The sequence below is a fragment of the Rossellomorea marisflavi genome (assembly GCF_001274775.1).
Classification (GTDB): domain Bacteria; phylum Bacillota; class Bacilli; order Bacillales; family Bacillaceae_B; genus Rossellomorea; species Rossellomorea marisflavi.
The window spans coordinates 855,268-877,685 of the sequence record NZ_LGUE01000001.1 but is presented as its reverse complement, the minus strand read 5'-3'; the positions used below and the strand labels follow the sequence as shown (position 1 = coordinate 877,685).

Sequence of the window (22,418 nt, the reverse complement as noted above, 5' to 3'; positions counted from 1 at the left end):
AAACATTCATCAATGACAAATGAAAAAACATGGCCAAATCAAAAATTGATTTGGCCATGTTCTTCATTCTTCTACAGGTGAGAAAAGGATCAGCTGAACCAACCTTTAATGGACTTGAAGAAGTTCCCGATGGCTTCAATCAGTCCGGTGAAGAAGTCGGATATCTTCTGCCCGAGTCCTTCATCCTGCACAATATCCTTGATCTTGGACTGGATGTCCTTCGTCAGATCCTCAAGCTGCTGCTGGACATTATCAAAATCGATATCAAGGGAACGCATCTTTTCAAACAGATCGATGAGAAGTTGACGATCCTCGGGTGATAACTCGATTTTCAATGTTTTCAGCTTTTCCTCGACAATCTGCTCCACTTCTTCTTTTGTCGCAGGGTTCTGCTCCGCGATTTCTTTTTTGATTTCGGTCAGGAGCTGACTGATCTCTTCTTTATCCACACCAGAATCCTTTGCGATTTCAGTTGCGACATTCAGTTCTTCGTTGGCCACCTCCATGCGGACGGTGTCTAGCTCTTCACCGCTCTCATCGTAGGCCTTATAGATACCTACCAGGGCAGAATGACCGCTGACTTTCACTGGAGATGCGACTTCGACGACAGCATTCTCTACCCCGGCGGTTAACAGGGCATTGGCATACATCGTATCCGTCACCTCGGTGATGTTGGATGGAGTGACGATTTCCACATTGAGGCCTTCACCTTTTTCAACCCTTGTGATCTTTGCAGAAGAAAACATACGGGCATTGCGGTTTTCCCCTTCGATGTACTTGACAAGATCGTCTCCGTTGGCGACAAACTCCTCCACATCTGTGTCAGCATCGATCCCTAGTTCCCGCTGAACCTCTTTTTTCTGGTCGGCTGTCAGTGTTTCACCGTACACAACGATGGGCACACCGAATTTCTCGTTAATACTATCTTTGTCTTTGGAATTATCGGAAGCAAATGCACTCGTCTGTACCGTTGTCATCATCAGGGCGGCTGTTACAAACATTATAAATTTCTTTTTCATGCTCATTCTCCTCTTGTCATTTCGCTCCGTCACTCCATGCCTCCCCCTTGTGCATGGGTGACTCTTACTATAAGACGTGTTCCCCCTCCATGAGGTTACAGGAACTTTCAACATTATAGCATATCTGCTCCGGAAGAATGATGGAGATTAAATTAAATAGAATCCTGTTTGTCTCTTTGCCATATACTCGGCCCTCCCGCGGATGACGCCAACGGGTTCCTCGAGGTAGATCGGCACCTCCTGCCCCCACTCCGGGATATAGTCCCTGCAGTTGAATTCCAGTGCATACAGCGTCTGGTCGGTCACTTGGAGCTCTCCTTTGATCGGGACAGGTCCTTGGAGATCGTATAGTCCAATCAAGGCACCGGCTTCATGACAGTGAACCCCTACAGGATGCGTATAGATCATGCCGTTCAGCTCCTCTTCATCCATTCTTGCCATGGATCTCCGGAAGACGTCATTCCCTGATGCACCGGGTTTCAATTCGTCCATGATGATGTCTTCCATTCTCAGGGCTTTGTTGAAGGCAGAGATAAGTCCCTGGGGCGGCTGTTCTTCATCCGGGTATAAAACATATGCCAGCTGCTGCGTATCTGTGGCAAGGCCGAGGTATTCGATTCCAAAGTCGAGGTGGACGATATCCCCCGGCCTGATGATCTCGCCTTCGATCCGGTCCATGGCAGCTCCTTTCCTCTGCAGATCCACCGTAGGATAAAAGGACGTCTTCAATCCGAGATCCAGCACCTTTTGGCGGATCCACTCCACCACATCATCGGTCGTTGTGATGCCGGGATGGATGACACTCCTGGAAAGGGCGGATTCTGCGATTTCCCTGGCGGATTCTGCGATGAAAGGATATGCAGTCAGTTCCTTTTGGGACCGCGTTGAATACCATTCGATCAAAAGAGGTTCCGCGGAGATGAATCGATCGGTGAATCCAGGAACCAGATCTGCTAGCTTGGAGTGGAGGGTATGGGTGAGACCATCACATGATGCAAACCCCTCGGAAGTATTCAAAGCAATTGTCGCGGGATCTTTCTCCTTGATCAACCTGACCAGGCACTCCCATTGATCTTCGACTGCAGGATTCCACACCCGCTCATAAAAAGGCTCGAACTCTGGATTGGTATGAATGACGGAGCGCTTCAGGGTTCCACCTTCCAAGGTAAAGACCAGGATTGTCAACCTCCTTGAGCTATCGACGGCAGAAGGAAATAATGTGAGAAGGGCCGGATCTTCATGGTACTCCCTCCCGATCGTGATCCACATCCCGACACCATGCTTTTTCATCAAGGTGGGGAGCAGCGTATTCAAACGGTGGAAAAGCCATCTATTCGTGATCTCTTCCCTCTTTCTCAACGGAAGGAAATGTGAAGTCATTTCGTTCATCTACAGCGCCCCTTTATCTTATGATTAAGTCTTCATCGCATATGATTCTACACATTTCGTCAAATTCCTCTTTTATGCCGTACCAATCACCCAGAAAATAGGACGTCAATATTAAACTGACCACCCTCCCGGATCGAAATACCTAAGAAAAAATATAATTATAGGAATATTCAAAACGTTTGTTCTCCATTTATGATACCATTCTAATACATCACCAGAACCTGCATCATTGAGGGAAAGAGGAGCTGATCATATGACCATCGGTTCTAAAATCCGCTTTCATCGACAGAAGCGTCAACTGACCCAGGAAGAACTATCAAAGGGGATTTTATCCGTTTCCTATCTTTCGAAAATCGAAAACAATTCCATTTCCCCTTCACAGGAAATCATCGAGCTCCTTTGTGAACGACTGGGAATCTCCAATCTGATGGATGACCATCGCGTCCTCCTGAACAAACTGGAAAAATGGAATCGTCTGCTTTTATGGAATTCTTTAGCCGAAGCAGACGAAATGAAGACGTCTATCAAATTGCAATTGGATAACGTAGACGAACTCACACCCCATCTCTACTATCAGATCCTGTGTTTCCGAGCCGATCTGATCCATCTCGACCTTAAAGCAGCACTTGCCCGATTAAACGCAATCCATAAAAGCTATCCTGACATGACGGATCTATTGAAATTCTACTTCCATAAGTATCGGGGAAACTATTATTATCTAATGAACGAATACAGCAAGGCGGAGAATGAACTGAAAGAAGCCGAAACCTTCTATGTCACCGGGAACGTGGTGAATGAAGAAGAAAGGGCCGATTTATATTATCTGTCAAGCCTGGTCAAGACCCGCTTGAATCACTTTCGCCTCGCCCTGTACTATGGTGAAAAAGCACTGAACATATTTCAAAGCGTCTATTTCCAGAAACGATGCGCAGAGGTCCACCTGCTTCTCGGGATATGCTACAGGAGGATCGGATCCCTGGATGAGGCCAATAAGCATTATGAATGGGCCGGGTATATTTCTGAAACCATCCGCTATACCCACCTACGGTCCAAGGTGGAACAGAACCTTGGATATATGAAGTCCCTATCCGGTGAAAGCCAAGAGGCCATCCGTCACTTTTTGAGGAGCATCGATCTGAAAGGGACAGATGCGGAAGGTCAGCTGTATTCCATCCTCTCCCTCGTTAAGGAATATCATAAATTGAATCAGCAAAGGGAAATGACCGAGTGGCTGGATCGCGGCCTGACACTATGCGGACGGGATCATCATCCTGCTAAATATTACGAGCTATGTTATTACCGATATGCGTCGGAGGGATTCAGGGACGGGTTCGAGCCATTCATGAGGGATCAAGCCCTTCCGTTTTTCCATCGCCACGATATGAAGATTTTATATGCGACGTATTCTACACTCCTTGGTCAATATTACCAAGGGATGAGGAAATATAAAAATGCCGCCTTTTATTTCAAAGAAGCCAATGACATCTATGAACAGATGGTATCTTTTTAGGAGGTGAGAATATGAAGAAAGTGACATCCACCATCATCGCAATCTGTCTGACATCCATGGCATTGACTGCAGTGGTCATCAACCAGGTCAACGAAGAGGAATTTCCACCATTCAGCGTCAAACAATAAACATTCATGAAATCCGTACCGGAGGAATCGGTGCGGGTTTTCATTTTTGATGAAATTTTCTGAAGAAAAAGATATAGTAAGGAGGAGACATACATAAGGGGGAATCAATGTGAATCAAGAATTTCAGCAAAAACTGGAGAACTATGCAGAGCTGCTCATCAAAGTAGGACTTAACCTGCAGAAAGGTCAACACCTGAGCATACAGGCACCGCTGTCCACGGCTCCTTTCGTGAAGATTGTCGCACGGAAAGCGTTTGAAGCAGGAGCGGCCATCGTCCTTCCCGAGTTTTATGATGAAGAATTCAAAAAAATCCGGATTGAACATTCAAGTGAGGAGTACCTAGGTGTATATCCGGATTGGAAAGCAAAAGGGATGATCGAGTTTGCCGAACAAAACGGCGCCCTCCTCAACTTGATTGCACCCAACCCGTCAATCTTAAAAAACAGTGACCCTGCCAAGGTGGCCGCATTGAATAAAGCGGCAGCCATTGCCACAAAAGATTTCTCGGCTTATATAGGAGGTGGGAAAATCAACTGGCTCATCGCTGCCCATCCGTCCGATGAATGGGCAGAAAGTGTCTTCCCTGGGCTTGACAAGGAAGATGCCCTGGATGAATTGTGGAAGAATATCTTCTACACGACACGGGCTGATCAAGATGATACCGTCGGCCTTTGGAAGGAGCATATCGCCTCTTTGAACACCCATGCCGACCGATTGAACAGTCAAGATCTCAGACTGCTTCATTATAAAGGGCCGGGAACGGATCTGACAATCGAACTCCATCCGGAAACCCAGTGGCTCAGCGCAGAGTTTACGAGCGACACAGGAACCAAGTTCGTGCCCAATCTACCGACTGAAGAGGTCTTTACCATTCCAGTGAAAGACGGCGTCAATGGTATCGTCTCGAGTACGAAGCCCCTGAACTATGGCGGGACGATCATCAAAGACTTCTCCTTAACGTTCAAGGATGGCAAAGTGGTGGACTTCTCGGCTGAAGAAGGGTATGAAACGCTCAAGAACCTTCTTGACCTGGATGATGGGGCCAGACACCTCGGTGAAGTCGCCTTGGTTCCCCATGACTCCCCGATTTCAAATACAAACATTATTTTTAACAATACCCTCTTTGACGAGAATGCTTCCTGCCATCTTGCGCTCGGGAGGGCCCTGCAGGTTTGCGTGAAAGACGGGAATGGCCGCTCCGAAGATGAGCTCGCTGACATCGGCTTCAATCAAAGCGGCACTCACGTCGATTTTATGATCGGCTCAAGTGAACTATCCATTGTAGGCACAACAGCTGACGGCACCCAAGTCAGCATTTTTGAAAAGGGAGATTGGGCAAAATAAGTCTTAGATCTCTGTCCTGTACAGAAGTCACTTCAAAAACAAAGAGTCTGGGACAAATGTGATTTAGTCATAGCAAAACCCGAATTAAATCGCCTTATAATCGGCAATTTAATTCGGGTTTTTAGTATGTACTTGCTCCAGCGGTTGATTGGAGTACAAGACGAAAGCTCCTGCGACAAAAGTAGCTGATGTGAGACCCCGCAGCCTTGCCGGAGATTGTCACGGGCTACCCACGGAAAGCATGCACAGAAATCATAAGTGGTATACATGATTTGTTTCTCATGAATGGACCCTTCTAGTTTTGTGCTCACCATATCGCTATGTACCTACCGTCTTATTCATCCGCAAATGGATTGGTCACCTTCCATCCAATTCCTTCGAATAATGATTTCAGCATCCATACATGGTCCCCACCTACCAGAAGCAACAGGCGGTCCCCATCTTTGCACACATCGATTACATTCTTGAAGATCATCAGTTCTCTCTCGTTCCACTTTCGTAAGAAATCATAACCGATCTGGTTTTCGCCCTCCTTCACCACGATGAATGATAAGTACATGTTTTCCATTTCGTTTACGATTTTTGCATCATTCAGATCTTTGTAAGACGTCATCAAAGGAATATCCGGACTAACTTCCGGGGAGCATTCACTGACTCTTTGCAAGGTACGGACAATATCCGGGAAGGAATCTTGAATCGTCGTATTGAGTGCCACCATATCCCCTTCTGTAATCCCTCCTGACCAGTTCACAGCATATACTTTATCATGACCGGCCTGCCTTGCCAGCCTGAAACCGATCTGTTGAATTTCATCCATGGAATCATTCCATCGGCATTCTTAATATAGCTCATTTAGTTCAGGGTCCTTTGAGGCTTCCCATTCCAGCGCAATTTTCGTCGGTTTGAAACGAGACAGGTGCTCTACCAATTCGTTGATTTCCGCTTCTTTTCGGGCGATTATATCTGCATCTTGTTCAAGATGGAATGTTCCTACGAGGATGATTTCTTTTTCCATGCCTTCTCCTCCCTTCTTTTATATAGCACCCGAGTACGACTTCCAGCTTCACCATTCTTCTCAAATGTAAACAGGAAAACGGATTCATGCCAATACTCCTCTATATTACCAATAATTACATCCATTATGACAAATAAATTTCTTTTATAACATATTCAAGACTTCCCATATGGCTTACAATAGGGTTATACCTTTTTAAGGGAGAGAACTGTTATGTCTTTTAAATCCAAGCGGGTCTACATATGGAGCATCGCTCTCTGTTTTGTTTTCCTCATCGCATATACCCTTTTTGAATCTCAGGACGTTGAGTCCAGTGAGCAGCCTCTCACGGTTGAACAACAATACCCCACAGTGTTCGTCCATGGCTATAAAGGCACCCATAATTCGTTCAGAACCATGCTTGAACGCTTCGAGGACGATCATGGATGGGGACAGAAAGTCCTGGAGATCTACGTGAGGCAGGACGGCCGTGTTGAACACACAGGAGAACTTCCCAGTGACCCAAGCTCCACACCACTCGTACAGGTAATCTTCGAAGATAACCGTGCCTCATTGGAGAAGCAGGCAGTTTGGCTCGAAAACGCCATGAAGTTCCTGCATCACGAGTATGGCGTGGAGAAAATCAATATTGTCAGTCACTCCATGGGTGGGCTTGCTTCCACTGTGTATCTTGAACAGACGAGTGACAATCCCTTCGTGCCTCAAACCGAACGGTTCATCACGATTGCCACACCATTTCAAGGAGTCACAAAGTCTTCTTATGCCCAAATCAACACCGGTGAGGCTGTGATCGATCTCAAACCGGGATCAGATGCCCTGCAGCATATGGTTCAAGATGCGCACCGGATCCCTGAAGGATTGAAGATGCTATCCATCGGAGGTAGTGGAGACGGAGTGGTCAACACCAAGAGTGCTACGTCCAGCAAAGATATCTTCACAGGTCAAAATGTTCAAACCACCATCGTATACGATAACAGCATCACCCACAGCGGGATGCATGAAACGTTGAAGGTCGATAAACTCATCGGAGAATTCCTTTGGGATCAGTGACATCCATCCTTTGGTGGATGTCTTTTTTTATCCTCCTCCCCCTTCCCAATCCCTTGCACCACAAGAGATTAACCTCTATACTACACATGACAGAAATCATAGATTAGGATGAAGCATATGACGAACGAGATTACGATCCAGGCAAATCCCAAAAGTGTAAAATCATTTAGGAAAGGATTCCCTCTTCTCCAAAAAGAACATCTCAATACCCGAATGAGTGATATTGAGGAAGGAACCATCATCAAACTGACTGACCATACACATTCCTTCATAGCGAGAGGGTATTATGGGAAACAAAATAAAGGGCTGGGGTGGCTTTTGAGCTGGAAGGAAACCGAAGCGATCGATGAAGCTTTCATCAAGAGGAAGATCGAACTGGCAGTCAATCAGCGCCTTCACTTTTTCTACAACGAGGACACTACCGCATTCCGCGTTTTCAATGGAGAAGGCGACGGCTTCGGAGGATTCACCATCGACCATTTCAATGGATACTACCTGATCCAATGGTACTCTCTCGGAGCTTACTCATTCCGTGATGAAGTCTACCGTGCCGTAAGAGACATCAAGGGATGGATAGGGACTTATGAGAAGAAACGCTTTGCCCAGGACGGGCAGTATGTGGAAGATGATGACTACGTCGAAGGCGAGAAAGCGACATTTCCCCTACTTGTGAAAGAAAATGGCATCCAGTTCGCTGTTTATTTGAATGATGGAGCCATGGTAGGAGTGTTCCTAGATCAGAGGGAAGTCAGAAAGCGGATCATGCACGCTTATTCTGAAGGGAAAACGGTCCTGAATACGTTCTCTTATACTGGAGCTTTTTCAGTTGCGGCTGCACTCGGAGGCGCTTCGGTCACGACCAGTGTCGATCTTGCCAAGCGCAGCTTGAGTAAAACGATCGAGCAATTCAGCATCAACGGCATTGACTACGAAAGTCAGAACATCATCGTGGAAGATGTGTTCAACTTCTTCAAGTATGCGGTGAAAAAAGAACACTCATATGACTTGGTCATCCTGGATCCACCAAGCTTTGCACGCTCGAAAAAGCATACATTCAGTGCACAAAAAGACTATCCATCCCTTATGAAGGATGCCATCTCGATCACGTCAGACGGTGGCGTCATAGTGGCGTCCACCAATTGCAGCACATTCGACATGAAGAGATTCCACGAGTTCATCGATCGTGCATTCAAAGAAATGGGTGAAACATACACCATCCTTGAACAGTACTCCCTGCCTGAAGACTTCAAAACAATGAGTCAGTATAAGCAGGGTGATTATCTGAAAGTGGCGTTCATCCAAAAGGGAAAATGATGACCTTTTAGCATCAGACTTAAGCATAAAGTATATGAATGTGGCCATCATGGAGGAAGGGGGTTTTTCGATTCCCACCCCCTTTCCTTTAAAAAATGGCACGTGAATATACAAAGGTAAAACACTGAATGTTCAGTTATTTCCCCGGAAAGCGCAAGATATGACAACTTCCTGTTGAATGATAGCGAATGAGGAGGGTTATTGTTGAAAAAGGCGATTTTTTTGGACCGGGATGGAGTCATAAATGAAGTTAAGACAAGTCGGGTGAAATTTGTGAATCGTCCCGATCAATTTTTCTTCCTGCCGAGGGTCCAAGAAGCCATTAAGAGGTTGAGTAATGGAGGATATGAGCTGTTTGTCGTAACGAATCAGGGTGGAGTAGGCTTGGGTTTTCTAAAACCTGGACAATTAGAGGACATCCATGCGTTCATGTTGAAAGAACTCTCTTCACTGGGGGCGACCATCAAAGAGGTGGCAGTATGTACCCATGCACCCCATTCTGGATGCTCGTGCCGCAAACCCGAAGCGGGTATGCTCCTGGATTTGTCCGAGCGTCACGGAATCGATCTTGCTTCTTCCTATATGGTGGGTGACCGGGAACCGGATATCCTTGCAGGAAGAAACGCAGGTTGCATGACCATTTTGATCTCCGATGCACCACTACCGGGGGTGAAGGCGGATTTCGTATTTCCCGACCTGTGGGAAGCTTCCCTCTTTCTGGTCGATGATGAACATCATACCCATCTTGGGACATGAACATGCACGGAAAAGAGGCAGTCAATGACTGCCTCTTTGGCTTGAACAATTATCGGATCTGTCCATTACCATGCATAAGGTACTTGATGGTCGTAAGGGCCGGAAGCCCCATCGGGCCTCTCGCATGAAGTTTTTGAGTGGAGATCCCGATTTCCGCACCGAACCCGAGTGCACCTCCGTCGGTGAATCGTGTTGATGCATTGTGATAAAGGGCAGCTGCATCCACAAGCATCATGAATCGTTTAGCCGTCTTTTCGTTTTCTGTCACGATGGCTTCTGAATGCTTCGTGCCATAGCGGTCGATATGATCGGCGGCGGCTTCCACATTCCCTACCACTTTTACGGCAACGTCGAGACTGAGGTATTCATTGGCCCAATCGGATTCTCCTGCCGGAATGGCATCTGCCTTGTGATTGAGCACTTCTTCATCTCCATGAACCGTTACACCATGCTGTTCAAGGGTGTCGAAAAGAACTTCATGATTCTTTTTGAACCACTTTTCGTGAATCAATAGTGTCTCTGCTGCATTACAAACAGCGGGACGATCAGTCTTGGCATTAATGATGATGTTCAGTGCCTTTTGCACATCGGCATCTTCATCAATATAAATATGACAATTTCCCACGCCTGTTTCGAGTACAGGTACCGTTGCATTGTCAACCACTGCCTGGATCAGTGCCCCGCCACCGCGTGGAATCAGGACATCGATATGCTCTTTCATCGTGAAAAGGGCATTGGTCGCCTCACGATCGGTTGAATTGATGAACTGTACGGCTTCACTTGGAACCGCAGAATTCTTTAAGGCGTCATGCATGACATCAACAATTGCTTTATTTGACTGAATGGCATTGGAACCACCTTTCAAGACGATGGCATTTCCAGATTTAAGGGCCAATCCCGTTGCATCTACCGTTACATTCGGGCGGGCTTCATAAATCATGCCGATGACCCCTAGGGGAACGGTCACTTTTTCAACCAGAAGCTCGTTTTCCAATGTCCAGTCCGTGATAGTCTTCCCTGTTGGATCCTCGAGCTCAGCTACCTCCCGAAGTCCTTCGGCAAAGTCCCTTATCCTTTGTTCGTCAAGGGATAGACGGTCCATGAGGGCATCATCAAAGCCTTTTTGTTTACCGGCTTCCAGATCTTTGGCATTAGCTTCCAATATTGGTTCCATATGTTCTTCAAGGTGGTCGGCGAGTTTATAGAGCACCTTGTTCTTTTCCTCGGTGGAAAGCATACGCAGTTTCTTGGATGCATCCTGTGCCAACTTCGCCTGCTTCTTCACATCAGTCTTTTCAATTGTTAAAGTCATCGAATACCTCCTAAAGATTTTCCATGGCTAAAGTATCGGGACACTATGATTCTACTTGTTTATATTATTAAGGGTTATACTCCAATCGGAAGTGGTACTTCGATATGACAAACCAGTGCGTCGGTTTCCACAACGATTTCATTCTCATCAATGTCAATCGGGTCTTTAAGCTTACCTGATCGATAATTGACAACACCTAGGGCGACCTGTTCATTCCGTTGATCCAGTATTCTCACGACCGCCCCTTTCCTGAAGTGACCCTTGACCGTGTATACGTCTTCCATAGTCAGACTGCCTTGTTTTCCGATCAGTCTATCTTTTGCTGCAGCATCGATGGTGATTTCACCCTCTGGTCCTGAGTTGAATGCTATCCATTGTTTTTTGGAATTCAAGTTGATCGAGTTGTCATCCGCTTCGAAATAGGTTCCGTTTGCTGTATGCTGCACTGCGTCATAGATGATGTTATCGACACCGGACTTTCCAAGGAATGCCGGTATTCCTGAAGCCATCGTGATCTTGAAGGCATCGATCTTCGAACGCATTCCGCCTGTACCGACGGAACTGCCGGGTTCTCCAGCCATTTCTTCAATATCATCCGTGATTTCAGTAACGGAATCCAACAAGGTTGCTTCCGGATTTTTGCGTGGATCTGAATCATATAGTCCATCTATGTCCGAAAGGATGATAAGCTGATCCGCACCCGAAAGGGCCGCCACTTTAGCTGAAAGGGTGTCATTATCACCGAACTTGAGCCGGTCGACTGTCACCGTATCATTTTCATTTACAATCGGGATGATGCCCCTTTCTAGTAGGACATTGATCGTATTGCGGACGTTATCATACCGATCCTCGTGTGAAAAATCACTGCGTGTGATCAAGATCTGTGATGCTACATAACCATGGGAAATGAACAGGTCAGAATAAGCTTCAATCAACAGCCCCTGTCCGATGGATGCAGCCGCCTGCTTTTCAGGTAGAGAACTTGGACGTGTCAGGCAACCGAGTTTGCGATAGCCTGCTGCTACAGCTCCAGACGATACTAGGACCACTTCATGGCCATCGTCTTTCAACCTGACAACCTCATCGACGAGGCGCTCCAATTTCTTTCTGCTCATTTCACCGTGAAGACTTGTAAGGGAACTACTTCCGATTTTGATGACGACTCTTTTCTTATTAATGGACATTCAATCACTCCTAGCTGATATTTCCTTATTGACTGACCAGTTGTTTTTGTTTCAAAGATGAACTGATTTCTGCAGAACGCTTTTGCGCCCCTTTTACAGCTGCTGATATGGCCTTTCCCCCACCGTATTCATCAAGTGCACGAAGACCCGCCGCCGTTGTTCCATTAGGTGAAGTGACGTTTTCTCTCAGTTCTGTAGGCGACTCATTTCGTTCAAGCATCATTTTTGCTGCACCATAAATGGTCTGTGCACCGATCTCTCTTGCCACTTCCGGGGACAATCCAGATTCTGTAGCCGTCTTTTCAATGTGCTCCATTAAATAATAGAAGTAAGCCGGACCACTACCCGCTACACCTGTAAAGATATCCATTTGCTCTTCTTGAATGATGAAGACCTGGCCGATCGTACGTAACAGTTCTCGCGCTTCCTCCATCTCGCTTTCCGTCGTGAATCGCCCTGCTGAAATCGCCGTCGCTGATTCCTTCAACATACTCGATGTATTAGGCATCACGCGGATCACGGACTGACCGGCAGGAAGATTCTGCTCCATGTGGCTGGTAGTAATTCCTGCAAGTACAGACATGATGACGGTCTTGTTATTGACCTTATACTTGATTGAATCGAGGACCGTGTCAATATCTTTCGGCTTCATGGCGAGTATGAGGACATCGATTTCATCAAATGGGAGCTGCTCGCTCGCCATCGTCCTCACACCATAGAGACGCTCGATTTGTTCACGCTTTTGTTGATCGCTTCTGTTCGATACGATGATTTGTTCACCCGAAAGCTTTCCGCTCTGCACGGTTCCTGATATCATGGCTTCTGCCATATTGCCTGCTCCCATGAATGCGACTGTTTTATTTTTAAACAAAAAATCATCTCCAATCAATTGATTCGCGGATACTGTATATGAATGTTAGTTGAATGTAAGTTGATTACCGTTTTCCGTGTTTGTATCACAACGCCAACTATCGTAACATGCTGACGGATGATATCAAGTGTAAAGCGGGAAGTAGTTAGGTATTGATCGAATGAGTTAGTGTAAGCGTTATCATTTGTGGATATATGTTCCTGAAGCTGTCTCAAGGCATCAGATTCCCTCAGATAGCGCCTCATCCTGATCACGATTGGGATCGGTGGATCCACCGGACATTTTTTAATCGTAATGGAAACTGATTTTTTTCATTTAAAAAGACCGAGGCAATCATCTGCCACGGTCTTTTTAAATGAAACGGTTTTCCGTTATTCACTATTTTTAAGGAATTGTATTTCCATCCGTCTACATGGCCTCAATCAAACTTTTTCTCTTTTTCATAATTATACGTATTAAAATTAGTAATCGTCACATCCACATCCGTTGCCTGTAGAGATTTGGCATTCAGGAAAAAGGCATAGTGGTCCTTCAATTTTTTATATTGCTCAGGGTGACGACGATAATAACCGTCTCCTATATGAAGAAGATCTGTCTCCTTTCCGATGCCAAACGTATACAGATCTTTTATATCTTTTTCAATGGACCTCTCGAGTTCTTCCTTCAATCCTTCATAAGAGGTACTCTTTATGATTTCCACAAGCTCTGCCTGCACATTCAGCGTAAGATCGAATACTGGATCTTTCCCCTTTCCATGGAAGGATTTCTTCAGACTGCCTGCCGTCATATAAAACACGGCCACAAGTTCTCCATCCATGTACACATCATAGTTAATCTTACTTGTACTGCTGTTCAGCCAGTTCGTGAAGATGGCGTCTTCCCCTGAAACCTTTCCTTTATATGAACCGTGCTGGAAAAGATCCAATCCACTGATCAGCAGGGAAGCATTCGTATCGTCACCTTTCCATGCTTGCCTGTCGATACTGATGATCGGAAGCATCGCAGCACCCATCGGTTCATTATACTCCCGCCTGAATCTCATCAAACTGGTACCGCCGATTTCCTCCCTAAGGCTTTCGTGATTCTCTTCAGTCAGCAGAACCGTATAGATTGGAGGATAATCATACAGGCCTTTGGCTGCAAACACTTCATCAAGTTTCTCATTCGTTGAGAAAAACAACATATTCGGTCTCAATGAACGATTACGCCCAAACACCTCCAGTACATCATCGAATGTGTGTTGAAGAACACTTTCCGTGACCACCACGGATTTGATATGTCCATAAAATAGCGTAGGCTTGGATTTTTTATACAGCTTCCCGACAGCAAGATTAATGGTTTTCCCTTTAGAAACCCCGATCAGGTTCGGGATCGGTTCAGAAGAACGGGTTCCTTCCTGTTTGGCTACGTTCGAGAAGTTCAATCCTTGGAGATAGATGGTAAACTCCTCTTCTGCTTCATCATAGTCCACTCCGATCGCCACGATATAACTGAGATCCTGTATGTTCTTCAGGCCGGAACACCCGCTCAGGAGGACGAATGAGAAAAAGAGTATTAAGAGCTTCTTCATCGACTATTCCCCCTCTCTCTCGTCCTGTCATGAGGGCTCGTGGACTTCGTTCTCGTCCTATAAAATTGGATAGGGAGTCGGAGAAATGATTTGAGAGCTTCTGTTCCGCTGATCGGTGCCACAGACCCAAGGTACAAAGATCCAAACGAAGATTTGGATGCAAGGTAGAGAACGGTCAGGATATAGGAGAGCAAGATGCCGAGAACCCCGAACAACGTGCTCATCAACAACACGATGAAGCGCAGAGTTGTAAGACCGCTCTTTAACGATTGATTCACCACGGTGAAAGATGAGATATAGGTGATGGCACCTACCACGAGCATGGTTGGCGAGGTAAGTCCTGCCCTGATGGCCGCGTCCCCCACAATCAATCCTCCCAGTACCGATACCGTCTGCCCGATCGCGCGGGGCAGACGTATGCCGGCTTCGTTGAAAAATTCGAAAAGGAACAGAACAATGAACATTTCCAGTGGTGCCGAGAGCGGAAGACCGAATCGAGACACGGAAATTGTCGCCACCAGCGGGTATGGGATCTGCTCGATATTATAAGCGGAAAAGGCGACCCACACGCCTGGCAGAAAGGCTGAAATCATCACGGCCAACATCCGCAACAGACGCTCCAGTGACACGAAAAAATAATTGATGTTCATATCTTCTGGTGATTTCACCTGAAGCAAAAGATTGACTGGTGCGATGGAAGCGGTCGGGCTTCCATCCACCATGAGGGCAAACCTGCCCTGGTTGAGGCTCTCCACGATATAGTCTGGCCTTCCTGTATAATCCAGGGTCGGAAAAATGGAATACGGATGATCCTCGATGAGTGACTCAAGCTCATGACTGCTTGCCAGTACATCGATGTCGATCCGGTCCAGGCGTTCGTGAAGCTCTTCCAAAATCCGCTGATCGAGTACATCCTTCAAGTAGAGGATCGCAATATTCGTCCTGCTTCGCTTCCCAAGAGTCCGTTTTTCCACGGAAAGCGCCGGTGAAGAAAGCCTTCTTCTCACCAATGAAATATTGGTATTCAAATCTTCGACAAATCCGTCCTTCGGACCACGAATGGACGTCTCCAAAGCGGATTCCTCTGGAGCACGCTTCGGTAGATCCGCTGCATCAAGGGAAATGATCTCTTCTTGAAACAAAAACAATGCCTTACCCTCCAACAGCAGATCAGCGAGCTGTTCACTGCTCCGATCCGTGCGGTCTTCCCCTTGAAATGCCTTTTTCAAATGTTCGATTGGAAATCCTGCTCCCGCCAGTTCAGGAAGGATGTATTGATCAAGATATTGACGCTTCACCAAACTGTCAATATAGATCAATTCACACTTCGTCTCCTGAAAAAGGTGATCGACTGCTTGGAAATCATCACTGCTGTTGAATAGTTCTTTCAGCTCAGCCCGTTTGGAATCCATGGAGGCAATCGGTGCTTTCATGATGCGCTCCCTCCTCCCTTTTTGTGCACAAGGACCTTTGTGTACAGGGCAGTTGCCATAATATATAGACTGAAGAACGCTACCGTTGCAGGGAAAAACCAATGATACAACACATAATAGAAATGATAGGTATCTACGTTGATCCACATCATTGAAAGGAAGAGGATGTAGATGGGGACAACCACTTTCCAGGACACCCTTGTGCTCCTCAGATTGCGGTTCAAGATACTCCCTAGCAAAAATAAAAAGAGACCAATACGGACCAGGGCACCGCATAACCACTGATAAAGGGCAAAGAAATCCATGTGTGTGATGAATTCCCCAATGCCCATGATCCGCCATTGATCATATGCGGGATACCTCATACTGGCTGCTTCAGATGGGCCGAATTCCATGATTGCGGCTGATAATGGTCCCATAATGAGAATGATAAGGATCAGTCCAAGAACCAGCAGATGGTGCAGTTTGATCTCTCCTTCACTAAAAGGATGAAGTAGCAGGAATAAGTATAATTCCATAAAACCACTCAACACATATAAACTTCCCTTCAACACCGGCGACCACCCTTCCGAGAGGACCGGGAGCAGCAGTGAGGGATCCTTCATATCCGTATTGGTGATGGCAATTAGGACCCCGAGCAGCATGACCATCGGAAGGAGCAGACCTGCAGCTACCGCCATATATTTCACACCAGCCCAAGTGAAGATGAAGCAGGAAACGCCCATGAGGAGGATGATGAGCCATCTGGACACGTCAGCCAAAAAATAAGCCTGAAGCCAAATGACAAGGTCAACGAATGTGATATAGGCGCTTAAGAACAGAAACAGACAGATCGGGGTAAAAAACAGGACCCGGACCAAAGGGTGGCTTTCCGTCAGGATGTGCCGCATCACTCCTCCACGTGGAGACATCTTGATCGTAAATCTGACAGCGAGGATGATGAGGAAGAAGATCGGGATGGCTGTGAGGATACTCACCCATCCGTCACGTCCTGCAGCCTGAAGGATATCGGGTATGAGCATCACATGACTCAGCAAGCCGGTCGAGAGGATGATCAATAAGCTTAATTGTCTGGGTATGAGTACGGGTTGTAGTTTGATCATGGCTGCCTCCGGAATCTTGGTTGTTTTATCAAGTTTCCCCAGCAGGAAAGAAACGATTCCTTTAAACCATAAAAACGCGAGTGATAAGATTCTGACTTGTCTTTTCATATCGAAGTGCTTACAGGCGCATGAACAACAAAAAGGACCAGCTCTAAGGCTGATCCTTGGTCATTATTGTGCTTTCACTTCGTCAGAACTTTTCCCATTAAGGAAGTCCTGAAGCGCTTTTGAATTCGTTTCGAAATTGACCTCCATCACATTCCCGACTCCGCTATAATCCGCGAACGTATAAGTGCCTTCGAGAGGAAGCGTGAGTTTGTCGATTTCCTTGTCGCTGCCCATCACCACATCTTTGACAATCGAAATCTGATCCATTTTGGACATATTCGTCTGGATATATGGCTGTACAGAACCCGCAAGTTTAGGAAGCTTGGTCACTCCCCCTATGGAAAGGACTTCATCCTTCAGTGCTGAAATGACTTCCTGCTGACGCTCCACCCGTCCGAAATCCGATTTGGCATCATAGCGGAACCTGGCATAGCCCAACAGCTCCTTGCCATTCAATTTCTGGACGCCAGGTTCAAGTGACACACCGATGTTTTTGGACATGGCATGCTCGACATTCATCTCGATCCCATCCGGTGCAAGGATATCAACCGATTTCTCAAATCCTTTGAAATCTGCAACCATATAATATTGAACGTCGATTCCGAAGTTTTCTTTGATGGTCTGTCGGAGAAGTTCCGGTCCTCCAAGATAGAACGCCGTATTCAGCTTGTACCCCTTATACCCAGGTATCTGTACGTACATATCCCTCATCAGGGACACGATTTTTGTTTCATTGGTTTTCGGATCGACTTGAGCGATCATCATGGAATCAGTGCGGGACTTTTCTTCACCCCTGCTGTCAACGCCGAGCAATAGGATATTGATCCGGCCATTCTCGTCTTTTACGCCATTGAACTCGTAATTCTCGTCTATTTGATCTCCGCCGGCCGCTTTATACCCACTGTAGAACTGTACAGCTGAGTATCCAACGACGGCTAGGATGATGATCAGTAAAAATAATATGATCTTTCTTCCGCGTTTTTTCTTCTTCGTTTTGCGATTGATTCGCGAATCCATTTCCTCACCTACTTTTGTGACTTTCAATTACAGATGCTGGATGTCTGAATGATAATATAGGAGATTCAAATCTACAATCCTTAGTTAATGGATACTCTAGCAGATTTCCCCACCAAAATGTTCAGTCGAACTCCTATTCTATCATAAAGAATTGGAAAAGTAAGTATGATATTAGTACTTTTTCTTCAGGAATTCATACCCTTCCAGCTTTCATTCTCTGTTTTGAAAGCCCGCACGTTGGTTGTGTACAACTTGTGACAGAGGGCAGAAGGCTCATGATTTTCTTTTGAAGAAACCATACACAAAATGAGCGATGGTCAGATTGAGGATGGCGGATAGACAAAACATCGCAAAAGAAGGGCGGCTTTCGATGGATTGCATGATCAACGGACAGAGTAAGCCGTAAACGCACAAGAAAACTACTGCCGCCCCTTCCGCTCTCCATTTGCTGAAGATACCCCCAAACAGCCATACGGCTCCCAATAAAAAGGCGATATGTGTGAACGATGAAGGCACAGGACCATTCATAGCCAGGAGACTCATACCTGCGACGATTGCGACCAGGACCCCTCTGTATGTACCAAGGAAGGAAGCGGCAAGGAGTGGCGGCAGACTGATGAGGGTCAAATGAATATTGATAAGGTGGATATCCATTAGTCCTGCAGGAATTGCCAGCAGCATAAAGAAAATAAAGATGGCATGCTTATTCATACGTAGTCCCTCCAGTCAAATAGCGTGTCGACCACAGCAAATTCCATTCACTTCTCTTCCCCTCTTTTTTGGTTTTTATAGTTTTGGACTGCCTGCCTGGTCACCTCATGGACCCCCCGGCCAATGAGTTTCCCGATTTTCGTTACAGGGCCTGCGAACGGATCCTTCTCCCCGTTTTGAGTAGAAGCGATGAGGATGCTGTCCGTCGGTGTCCCCGTTGCGCTTCCACCTGTACGCGGATCCGTTATCCCTTCATCAAGGAGCGCTTTGACTTTTGCTTCCGTGGATGTTACCAACGCTTCAATAAATGCTTCATCCGTCAGATTCCCTTCAATGAAAACCCACAGGTTGATGGTACCTGGAGCCTGGTCGGACGGGTGGAGATAGCTTGTCGAAACATCAATGGCGTTACCCGTACCTGCCGTGACGACGACGAACACCGCCTTATCCCCATCTTCGTATCGTCCATGGGCTGCCAGTGACAGGTCCAATGCCGTCATCATGCCGACGGTTCGTGACGGTTCGAGATCATGTTCTTGAATGAACCTGCGCATGTCCCCTGCATAATCCACATGGTCATAGGTCGGTGAGACCCTCCGATTGACAAAATCGGCATACCAACCGATGCCTGCCCCGCTCACTCCTGAAGACATGCATTTCAAGTGGGCCGGGGCTGCATAATGAATCACATTTTCTCCTATGGAGAGATGATGCGCATCCATCTTGGCATGGGCAGTTGCTTCTGCCTCGGGGATGATCATCATTTGAGGTTTGGCCACACTCGGGTGGGCTTGCTTTTGCACCTTTGTGTGGTATACGGATTCGATGTTTTCTTCTTTGAGCACTTCTTCAGGAAGATGGATGGTTTTCGTTTTACCGTCTTCAAGCAATAAAAGCCGGTCGCAGTATAGACTGGCCAGATTAAGATCGTGGAAGATGGAGATCACCGTCAGACCATCTTCAAGGGTTTGCTTTTTAATGAGGTCGAGCAGGGATTTCTGATAGGATAGATCAAGATGATTGGTGGGCTCATCCAGGAGCAATAATTTTGGCTCCTGGGCAAGGGCTTGTGCAAGGAAGACCCGCTGCCTTTCCCCTCCAGAGAGCTCATGAAGGTATTTGTCCTTGAACACCCCAACCCCTGTCTGATCCATGACGCGTTCCACCACTTCTTCGTCATATTCGGAAACCGTCTTGAGGAAGCCTTTTTGATGGGCATACCGGCCAAGCATGACGGTTTCCTTCACCTGGTAAGAAAAAGTGTCTCCCGAAAGCTGGGGAAGGACGGCTACTATGCGGGCAAGCTCCTTGGCGTTGTATGCATCTATGGATTTTCCGGCAATCTCGATTTTCCCGTCCAGCAACGGAAGAAGACCCGTCATGGCTTTCAATAGCGTCGTCTTACCGCTGCCATTGGGGCCGAGTATACCAAAGAATTCCGATTCCCCGATGGAGAAGCTGATATCGTCGACGACCTTTCTTCCTTCATATCCGACCGATACGCGGTCTGCCTCCATCATATGGACGCCCTCCTTTTCTTCAGAAGAATATAAGCAAATATCGGGGCCCCCACCAGAGAAGTGATGACTCCGATCGGCAGCTCAGTCGGGGCGATGATGGTCCTCGATACAAGATCAGCCAGCACGAGGAAACCTCCACCCGTAAGGACGGATAATGGCAGGAGATGAACATGATCATGACCGACGATCCTGCGAAGGAAATGAGGCACCACCAACCCGACAAACCCGATCGTACCGGAAACGGCTACAGCCGCCCCTGTTAGTATGCTTCCGGAGATGAGGATCAAGAGCTTCCTTTTTTGGACCGATATCCCGATGTAGCGTGCCTGATCCTCCCCGAAACTCATCCCGTTCAACTCTTTGGCATTGAGCAGCAGCAAAAGGACGCCGACCACGAAGAATGGCAGAACGATCCCCACATACTCCCAGCCTCTCATGGACACGCTTCCGAGCAGCCATCCGATGATTTGTCTCAATTCCTCCCCTGTGAGAGCAATCATAAGGGAGATGAAAGACCCCAGGAACGAACTGAAGATGATGCCGGTGAGGATGATGGTCTCCACCTTCATCGTCCTTTCGACCTTTTGAGCAAACCACAGGACGATAAAAATGGTCGCGATGGAAAACAGGATGCTTAGAAATGGAAGGGTGAATGGGCCGATGAACGGGATTGTCAAATGGAAGAATAGCGTGACCACTGCCCCCACTGATGCACCGGAAGAAACGCCCAGCGTGTATGGATCGGCCAGGGGATTCCGCAAGAGACCTTGAAAAGAAGCTCCCGCAATAGCAAGGGAGCTTCCTACAATCATGGCCAACAGGACTCTTGGAAGCCTGATGGAATATACGATATTAATGAACATCTGATCTACCTCTGGAGGAACATCTCTGCCAGTCATTTTCGCCCCGATGATCTGGATGATATCCAAGAACGGGACGCGGATAGTACCGACCGAGATGGCGACCAATACAGAAATGATAAGGAATGCAAATGACGCAGCGTAACTGATCCAAATTTTATTCGTTGAATAGCTCCGGATAGACCGCTTTGGCAATTTCCTCTACTCCTTCTACGATCCTTGGACCTGAACGGGTCACAAGATCGGTGTTCACATCATGCACTTCTTTATCCTTGACGGCTTGTACGTCCTTCCATGCGCTGCGGTCTAGGACTTGTTGGACGGCTTGCTCACCGTAAGTCGTGATGATGACGTCAGGATTTTTTGCGAGTACGTCTTCTTCACTCACTTTGATCCAGCCTTCTTGATCTCCCATTACATTATCGGCATTGATGGTCGCAAGCATTTCATCCACGAAGGTATTCTTCCCGGTGGAATAGATTTCAGGCTCTCCGGACACTTCCACATATACGCTTTTTTTCTCTTTTACAGAAGCGGTTTTTTCTTTAATGGAGTCGATCCCGTCTTTCATGTCTGAAACGACCTTTTCCGCCTCTACATTCTTTCCGACAAGCTTCCCGATATTCTCGATTGTTGTATAAACTTTATCAAAGCTCGACGCATCACGCACAACATATACAGGAATACCAGAATCCCTGATTTGATCAAGACCGGCTTTGGCTGATACAGCCGTGGATTCATGGGCAAGGACCAGGTCCGGTTTCATCCCTACGATCTTCTCGACGTTGAATTCCATTCCGCCGATCTTCTCGATATCTGCCGCTTCCTCAGGATAGTTATCAAAATCGGTCACTCCGACGACGCTGTCCCCAAGTCCCAATTCAAAAAGGATTTCCGTATTACTTGGGATCAGGGTGACAATCTTTTCAGGTGCTTTCTCAAGGGTGATATCATCCCCGAGTGCATCCTCTACCGTGACGGGTTTGGATGCTGATTCACTGCTTTTTTCAGAGGGTTTTTCCTCTGCTTTGTTATCTGTCGTTCCACATGCTGTCAATAATCCAAGCGCTAGGAACAGGGCTAATACGATCTTGATTGAATGTTTCAATCGTTTCTCCTCCTTATTCGTTCCAGGCGAAAGAAAAACATCCCTGCAACAGGGATGTTAGTGTAAAATGCATCAAGCACCGTACACCCTTCTAT

General features: G+C 46.8%; 20 protein-coding genes. 5 read left to right on the top strand and 15 right to left on the bottom strand.

What is annotated here, in order from left to right:
• Positions 1-89: 89 nt before the first annotated feature.
• Complete coding sequence (locus AF331_RS04445; protein WP_053426945.1) at positions 90-1,019, bottom strand: DUF1002 domain-containing protein; 930 nt, start codon at positions 1,017-1,019, stop codon at positions 90-92.
• 147 nt (positions 1,020-1,166) lie between these two features.
• Entirely contained in the window at positions 1,167-2,408 is a 1,242-nt protein-coding gene (locus AF331_RS04440; RefSeq protein WP_053426944.1) for a M24 family metallopeptidase, read from the bottom strand.
• Between the two features lie 253 nt (positions 2,409-2,661).
• Here AF331_RS04440 and AF331_RS04435 point away from each other — a divergent pair, with 253 nt between their 5' ends.
• Positions 2,662-3,918: a helix-turn-helix transcriptional regulator gene (locus tag AF331_RS04435; RefSeq protein WP_053426943.1), complete on the top strand. Its 1,257-nt coding sequence runs from the start codon at positions 2,662-2,664 to the stop codon at positions 3,916-3,918.
• A gap of 237 nt (positions 3,919-4,155) precedes the next feature.
• On the top strand, positions 4,156-5,391 hold the full coding sequence (locus AF331_RS04430; protein WP_053426942.1) for an aminopeptidase: 1,236 nt from the start codon (positions 4,156-4,158) through the stop codon (positions 5,389-5,391).
• 334 nt (positions 5,392-5,725) lie between these two features.
• Here the strand turns inward: AF331_RS04430 and AF331_RS04425 are convergent, their stop codons facing one another.
• A complete protein-coding gene (locus AF331_RS04425; protein ID WP_053426941.1) occupies positions 5,726-6,208 on the bottom strand; it encodes a DUF5694 domain-containing protein in 483 nt (160 codons plus the stop codon).
• A 21-nt stretch (positions 6,209-6,229) separates the two neighbouring features.
• On the bottom strand, positions 6,230-6,406 hold the full coding sequence (locus AF331_RS22310; protein WP_160316484.1) for a hypothetical protein: 177 nt from the start codon (positions 6,404-6,406) through the stop codon (positions 6,230-6,232).
• A gap of 213 nt (positions 6,407-6,619) precedes the next feature.
• Here AF331_RS22310 and AF331_RS04420 point away from each other — a divergent pair, with 213 nt between their 5' ends.
• The 3 genes from AF331_RS04420 to AF331_RS04410 all read left to right on the top strand — a co-directional run bounded on the left by AF331_RS04420 (position 6,620) and on the right by AF331_RS04410 (position 9,526).
• Positions 6,620-7,456, top strand: coding sequence for an alpha/beta hydrolase (locus AF331_RS04420; protein WP_053426940.1), 837 nt, complete (start codon positions 6,620-6,622; stop codon positions 7,454-7,456).
• 117 nt (positions 7,457-7,573) lie between these two features.
• Positions 7,574-8,770, top strand: a complete 1,197-nt coding sequence (locus AF331_RS04415; RefSeq protein WP_053426939.1) for a class I SAM-dependent rRNA methyltransferase — start codon at positions 7,574-7,576, stop codon at positions 8,768-8,770.
• A 204-nt stretch (positions 8,771-8,974) separates the two neighbouring features.
• Positions 8,975-9,526 (top strand): D-glycero-alpha-D-manno-heptose-1,7-bisphosphate 7-phosphatase, encoded by a 552-nt coding sequence (locus AF331_RS04410; protein WP_053426938.1) that lies wholly within the window; start codon positions 8,975-8,977, stop codon positions 9,524-9,526.
• A 49-nt stretch (positions 9,527-9,575) separates the two neighbouring features.
• Here the strand turns inward: AF331_RS04410 and AF331_RS04405 are convergent, their stop codons facing one another.
• The 11 genes from AF331_RS04405 to AF331_RS04355 all read right to left on the bottom strand — a co-directional run bounded on the left by AF331_RS04405 (position 9,576) and on the right by AF331_RS04355 (position 22,323).
• Complete coding sequence (locus AF331_RS04405; RefSeq protein WP_053426937.1) at positions 9,576-10,838, bottom strand: glutamate-5-semialdehyde dehydrogenase; 1,263 nt, start codon at positions 10,836-10,838, stop codon at positions 9,576-9,578.
• Positions 10,839-10,912: 74 nt separating this feature from the next.
• The gene (gene proB / locus AF331_RS04400; RefSeq protein ID WP_053426936.1) at positions 10,913-12,022 is read right to left on the bottom strand and encodes a glutamate 5-kinase; all 1,110 of its coding nucleotides are present in this window, start codon (positions 12,020-12,022) and stop codon (positions 10,913-10,915) included.
• Between the two features lie 25 nt (positions 12,023-12,047).
• Complete coding sequence (gene proC, locus AF331_RS04395; RefSeq protein WP_412177709.1) at positions 12,048-12,866, bottom strand: pyrroline-5-carboxylate reductase; 819 nt, start codon at positions 12,864-12,866, stop codon at positions 12,048-12,050.
• Positions 12,867-13,311: 445 nt separating this feature from the next.
• The gene (locus tag AF331_RS04390; protein ID WP_053426934.1) at positions 13,312-14,463 is read right to left on the bottom strand and encodes a Ger(x)C family spore germination protein; all 1,152 of its coding nucleotides are present in this window, start codon (positions 14,461-14,463) and stop codon (positions 13,312-13,314) included.
• Positions 14,460-15,896, bottom strand: a complete 1,437-nt coding sequence (locus AF331_RS04385; RefSeq protein ID WP_053426933.1) for a spore germination protein — start codon at positions 15,894-15,896, stop codon at positions 14,460-14,462. Before AF331_RS04385 ends, AF331_RS04390 begins: the two co-directional genes overlap by 4 nt.
• A complete protein-coding gene (locus tag AF331_RS04380) occupies positions 15,893-16,999 on the bottom strand; it encodes an endospore germination permease (RefSeq protein ID WP_160316483.1) in 1,107 nt (368 codons plus the stop codon). Before AF331_RS04380 ends, AF331_RS04385 begins: the two co-directional genes overlap by 4 nt.
• A gap of 171 nt (positions 17,000-17,170) precedes the next feature.
• A complete protein-coding gene (locus AF331_RS04375) occupies positions 17,171-18,124 on the bottom strand; it encodes an LCP family protein (protein WP_053426931.1) in 954 nt (317 codons plus the stop codon).
• A 273-nt stretch (positions 18,125-18,397) separates the two neighbouring features.
• Entirely contained in the window at positions 18,398-18,835 is a 438-nt protein-coding gene (locus AF331_RS04370) for a hypothetical protein (RefSeq protein WP_053426930.1), read from the bottom strand.
• Between the two features lie 47 nt (positions 18,836-18,882).
• Positions 18,883-20,355, bottom strand: a complete 1,473-nt coding sequence (locus AF331_RS04365; RefSeq protein WP_053426929.1) for an adenosylcobinamide amidohydrolase — start codon at positions 20,353-20,355, stop codon at positions 18,883-18,885.
• The gene (locus tag AF331_RS04360; RefSeq protein WP_053426928.1) at positions 20,352-21,410 is read right to left on the bottom strand and encodes a FecCD family ABC transporter permease; all 1,059 of its coding nucleotides are present in this window, start codon (positions 21,408-21,410) and stop codon (positions 20,352-20,354) included. Before AF331_RS04360 ends, AF331_RS04365 begins: the two co-directional genes overlap by 4 nt.
• Positions 21,373-22,323 carry an ABC transporter substrate-binding protein gene (locus AF331_RS04355; protein WP_053426927.1) on the bottom strand — a complete coding sequence of 317 codons (951 nt, stop codon included), beginning with the start codon at positions 22,321-22,323 and terminating at the stop codon, positions 21,373-21,375. Before AF331_RS04355 ends, AF331_RS04360 begins: the two co-directional genes overlap by 38 nt.
• Positions 22,324-22,418 lie beyond the last annotated feature (95 nt).

What these genes read in the sequence shown, in the direction of transcription:
- AF331_RS04445 (WP_053426945.1), bottom strand. Translation starts at nt 1,019, where the DNA reads ATGAAAAAGAAATTTATAATGTTTGTAACAGCCGCCCTGATGATGACA.
- AF331_RS04440 (WP_053426944.1), bottom strand. Translation starts at nt 2,408, where the DNA reads ATGAACGAAATGACTTCACATTTCCTTCCGTTGAGAAAGAGGGAAGAG.
- AF331_RS04435 (WP_053426943.1), top strand. Translation starts at nt 2,662, where the DNA reads ATGACCATCGGTTCTAAAATCCGCTTTCATCGACAGAAGCGTCAACTG.
- AF331_RS04425 (WP_053426941.1), bottom strand. Translation starts at nt 6,208, where the DNA reads ATGGATGAAATTCAACAGATCGGTTTCAGGCTGGCAAGGCAGGCCGGT.
- AF331_RS22310 (WP_160316484.1), bottom strand. Translation starts at nt 6,406, where the DNA reads ATGGAAAAAGAAATCATCCTCGTAGGAACATTCCATCTTGAACAAGAT.
- AF331_RS04420 (WP_053426940.1), top strand. Translation starts at nt 6,620, where the DNA reads ATGTCTTTTAAATCCAAGCGGGTCTACATATGGAGCATCGCTCTCTGT.
- AF331_RS04415 (WP_053426939.1), top strand. Translation starts at nt 7,574, where the DNA reads ATGACGAACGAGATTACGATCCAGGCAAATCCCAAAAGTGTAAAATCA.
- AF331_RS04405 (WP_053426937.1), bottom strand. Translation starts at nt 10,838, where the DNA reads ATGACTTTAACAATTGAAAAGACTGATGTGAAGAAGCAGGCGAAGTTG.
- proB (WP_053426936.1), bottom strand. Translation starts at nt 12,022, where the DNA reads ATGTCCATTAATAAGAAAAGAGTCGTCATCAAAATCGGAAGTAGTTCC.
- proC (WP_412177709.1), bottom strand. Translation starts at nt 12,866, where the DNA reads ATGGGAGCAGGCAATATGGCAGAAGCCATGATATCAGGAACCGTGCAG.
- AF331_RS04390 (WP_053426934.1), bottom strand. Translation starts at nt 14,463, where the DNA reads ATGAAGAAGCTCTTAATACTCTTTTTCTCATTCGTCCTCCTGAGCGGG.
- AF331_RS04385 (WP_053426933.1), bottom strand. Translation starts at nt 15,896, where the DNA reads ATGAAAGCACCGATTGCCTCCATGGATTCCAAACGGGCTGAGCTGAAA.
- AF331_RS04380 (WP_160316483.1), bottom strand. Translation starts at nt 16,999, where the DNA reads ATGATCAAACTACAACCCGTACTCATACCCAGACAATTAAGCTTATTG.
- AF331_RS04375 (WP_053426931.1), bottom strand. Translation starts at nt 18,124, where the DNA reads ATGGATTCGCGAATCAATCGCAAAACGAAGAAGAAAAAACGCGGAAGA.
- AF331_RS04370 (WP_053426930.1), bottom strand. Translation starts at nt 18,835, where the DNA reads ATGAATAAGCATGCCATCTTTATTTTCTTTATGCTGCTGGCAATTCCT.
- AF331_RS04365 (WP_053426929.1), bottom strand. Translation starts at nt 20,355, where the DNA reads ATGATGGAGGCAGACCGCGTATCGGTCGGATATGAAGGAAGAAAGGTC.